This is a genomic window from Micrococcus sp. HMSC31B01 (assembly GCF_001816085.1).
GTDB classification, from domain to species: Bacteria; Actinomycetota; Actinomycetes; order Actinomycetales; family Micrococcaceae; genus Micrococcus; species Micrococcus luteus.
On sequence record NZ_KV825023.1, the window covers coordinates 1 to 4,049 of the forward strand.

Sequence of the window (4,049 nt, forward strand, 5' to 3'; positions counted from 1 at the left end):
CCCCAGCGCCGGCCACCGCGGCTCCGATCCGGCGGCGTACCCGGTGGCCGTGCAGGCGTGGGGTCGGGCCTCCGTGCGCCTGCGGGAGCTGCGGCGCGGCACGGCGGACGTGATCGACGTCGTCGCCCCCGGCCAGCTGCGCCCCCTCGTCGAGGCCGGCACCCAGGTGCTGCCCCGGGACCCCCTGGGCGTGCTCTACGTGGGCATGAACCTGGACCACCCGAGCGTGCGCTCGCAGTACCTGCGCCAGGCGATCGCGTACGCGGTGGACCGCCCGCGCATCGCCGGCAGCGACGTCTTCCTCGAGGGCACCCGCCTGGCCCACGACCTCGTCCCCCCCTCCCTCGGCGTCGGCGACGAGGAGGCGCGGCGCTACGACGTCAACCCGGGCCGGGCCCGCGAGTTCCTCGGCCTGGCGGGATACGACGGGGAGCCGTTGGAGTTCCTCTACCCGGCCGGCACGGCCCGCCCCTCCCTGCCCGAGCCGGAGCGGGTCTACGCGATGGTCGCCCACGACCTCGGCGCGGTGGGGATGCACATCGTGCCCGTGCCCGTGCCGGAGGACCAGGACTACCTGCACGCCGTCGTCTCCCGGCCCACCCGAGCCCTGCACCTGATGGGCCGCACCGGCGACTACCGCGACCCGCACGCGTTCCTCGAGCCCTTCGCGCGCTCGGGCCGCGCCGAGACCGGCTACCGCAACCCGCGCGTCGTCGAGGACGTGGACGCGGCGGCGGCCGAGAACGACGACGACGCGCGCCGCGGCCTGTTCCGCCGTGTCGTCCGGGCCATGGCCCTCGACCTGCCGGCGCTGCCGCTGGTCTACCCGATCTCCGCCCTGGCCACCGGCCCGCGCGTGGCCTCCTACCCGACGTCGCCGCAGCTGGACGAGCCCTTCTCGCGCGTCAGGCTGACCGAAGGCTGAACCCACCGGTAGTACAGTGGGAGATCACGGCGCTCGGCCCGACCGCCTCTGCTCGGCCCGGTTCCACTGCGCCCACCCGCCGTCGTTCTGCTTCAGGAGTTGACCGTGCCCACCACCTCGTCCACCGCCACCCACGACGTCGTCCTGATCGGCGGCGGCATCATGAGCGCCACCCTGGGCGTGCTGCTGCAGAAGCTCGAGCCCACCTGGTCCATCGCCCTGTACGAGAGCCTCGACCAGGCCGGCCTGGAGTCCTCCGACCCGTGGAACAACGCGGGCACCGGCCACGCCGCCCTCTGCGAGCTGAACTACTCGCCCATGGACAAGAACGGCCGGGTGGACGTCACCAAGGCGCTGGGCATCAACGAGCAGTTCTGGACCACCCGCCAGTTCTGGTCCTCCCTGGTGGCGGACGGCACGCTCAAGGACCCCAAGTCCTTCATCAACCCGCTGCCGCACATGTCCTTCGTGTGGGGTGACGACCACGCGGACTACCTCCGCGCCCGCTACGAGGCCATGTCCGCCCAGCCGCTGTTCGCCGGCATGGAGCACAGCGAGGACCCGGAGCAGATCCGCGCCTGGGCCCCGCTGCTGATCGAGGGCCGTGAGCCGGGCCAGCGCCTGGCGGCGTCCCGCAACACCGGCGGCACCGACGTGGACTTCGGCTCCCTCACCCGCCAGCTCATCACGGCCATGGCCGGCGCCGGCGCCGAGGTGCGCTTCGGTCACAAGGTCACCGGCCTCACCCGCGGCACGGACGGCCGCTGGGAGGTCAAGGTCAAGAACAAGGCCGCCGGCTCCGAGCTCGTGGACCGCGCCCGCTTCGTCTTCGTCGGTGCCGGCGGCGGCGCCCTGCCCCTGCTGCAGAAGTCCGGCATCCCCGAGGCCAAGGGCTTCGGCGGCTTCCCCGTCTCCGGCCAGTTCCTGCGCTGCACGGACGAGTCCGTGGTCAACCAGCACATGGCCAAGGTGTACGGCCAGGCCGCCGTCGGCGCCCCGCCGATGTCCGTGCCCCACCTGGACACCCGCTTCGTGAACGGCAAGCGGTCCCTGCTGTTCGGCCCCTACGCCGGGTTCTCCACGAACTTCCTCAAGACCGGTTCCTACCTGGACCTGCCGCTGTCCGTGCGCCCGCACAACCTCAGCACGATGCTGGACGTGGCCAAGGACAACATGGACCTGACCAAGTACCTCGTGACCGAGGTGCTGAAGTCCCGGGACAAGAAGATCGACGCGCTGCACGAGTTCTACCCGGAGGCCGACGGCGGCGAGTGGGAGCTGATCACCGCGGGCCAGCGCGTGCAGGTGATGAAGCGCAAGGGCCGCTTCGGCGGCGTCCTGCAGTTCGGCACCGAGGTCGTCACGCACGCGGACGGCTCGCTCGGCGGCCTGCTCGGCGCCTCCCCGGGCGCCTCCACCGCGGCCCCCATCATGGTGAAGCTGCTCGAGCGCTGCTTCCCCGCGAAGATGGCCGGCTGGGACGGCACGCTCAAGGAGCTCATCCCGTCCCTGGGCCACACGCTCAACGACGACCCGGCGCTGCTGGACGAGGTCCGCACCGTCACCGACGCCGCACTGAAGCTGGCCTGACGCCGCGATGGGAGCGCTCGCACGGTTCTCACTCGGCCGGCGGGCGCTCGTGGCGCTCGTCACCGTGTTCATCGCGGTGTTCGGCGTCCTCTCCGCCGGGCAGCTCAAGCGGGAGCTGATCCCCCCGCTCGAGCTGCCCGTCATCTCCGTGTCGACGCTCTACCCGGGGGCGTCCCCCGAGGTCGTGGACGCGCAGGTGGGAGAGCCCCTCGAGACGGCCCTGCAGGCCGTGGAGGGGCTCGAATCCTCGCGGTCCACGTCGCAGTCCGGCTTCAACGCGGTCCAGCTGGAGTTCGCCTACGGCACAGACCTGAACCGGGCCCGGTCCCAGGTGGACCGGGTGGTCGCCAACCTCGGGCCGCAGCTGCCGGAGGAGGCGGAGACCTCGTCCTTCGCGGGCTCCGTCTCCGACTTCCCGGTGGTCTTCCTCGCCCTGTCCGGGGACGAGGACCTCAACACCCTGCGCCGCCGCGCCGAGGACGTCCTGGCCCCGCGGCTGCAGAAGATCGACGGCGTCCGCGGCGCCGACGTGCTCGGCGGCACGGACGAGAACGTCTCCGTGGTCCCGGACCCGGCCGCGCTCGCCGCCGCCGGGCTGACCACCTCCGACATCACCGACGCGCTCGAGGAGAACGCCGGCCTCTTCCCCGTCGGCCAGGTCACCGAGGGCGCGACCACCTATCCCGTCCAGGCGGGCGCCGCCGTCGAGGACCTCGAGGGCCTGCGCGGGATCGTCGTCGCTCCCTCCGGCGACGGCGAACCGCGCACCCTGGACGAGGTCGCCGACGTCACCCTCGTGGCCGCGGCCCCCACCTCCCTGACCCGCACCGACGGGGTGCCGACGCTGTCCGTCTCCGTGACCGCGACCCCGGACGCCGACCTCGTGGCGGTCTCTCAGGCCGTGCGCGACGCCCTGCCGGAGCTGGCGTCCCTGGTGGGCGGCGGCGCGGACCTGACCGTGGTGTTCGACCAGGCCCCGTTCATCCAGCAGTCCATCGACACGCTGTTCCAGGAGGGCCTGCTGGGCCTGGCGTTCGCCGTGCTGGTGATCGCCGTGTTCCTGCTCTCGGTGCGCTCCACCCTCGTCACCGCCGTGTCCATTCCGCTGTCCCTGCTGGCCGCCCTCATCGGGGTGGCGGCCTTCGGCTACTCCCTCAACACGCTGACGCTCGGGGCGCTGACGATCTCGATCGGCCGGGTCGTGGACGACGCGATCGTGGTGGTGGAGAACATCCGCCGGCACCTCGGCCTGGGCGCCGACCGGCGCTCCGCGATCCTGGACGGCACGCGCGAGGTCGCCACCGCGATCACCGCCTCCACCCTGGTCTCCGTGGCCGTGTTCCTGCCCATCGCCTTCGTGGGCGGCCTGGCCGGCGAGCTGTTCCGGCCCTTCGCCGTGACCGCCACGGTCGCCCTGCTGGCCTCCCTCGTCGTCGCCCTGACGATCGTGCCGGTGCTGTGCTGGTGGTTCCTGCGCGCCCCGCGGCGCGGGGCCGAGACCACGGCCGCGCCCGCCGTCCCCGGCGACCGGCCC

General features: G+C 72.9%; 3 protein-coding genes. All 3 read left to right on the forward strand.

Annotated features, from left to right (window positions below; all coding sequences use genetic code 11):
* On the forward strand, positions 1 to 925 hold a 925-nt coding region (locus HMPREF3105_RS03830), incomplete at its 5' end, for an ABC transporter substrate-binding protein (protein ID WP_246830327.1).
* Between the two features lie 105 nt (positions 926 to 1,030).
* Positions 1,031 to 2,515 (forward strand): malate:quinone oxidoreductase, encoded by a 1,485-nt coding sequence (locus tag HMPREF3105_RS03835; RefSeq protein ID WP_070708809.1) that lies wholly within the window; start codon positions 1,031 to 1,033, stop codon positions 2,513 to 2,515.
* 7 nt (positions 2,516 to 2,522) lie between these two features.
* The coding region (locus HMPREF3105_RS03840) for an efflux RND transporter permease subunit (RefSeq protein WP_141762422.1) at positions 2,523 to 4,049 on the forward strand (1,527 nt) is incomplete at its 3' end.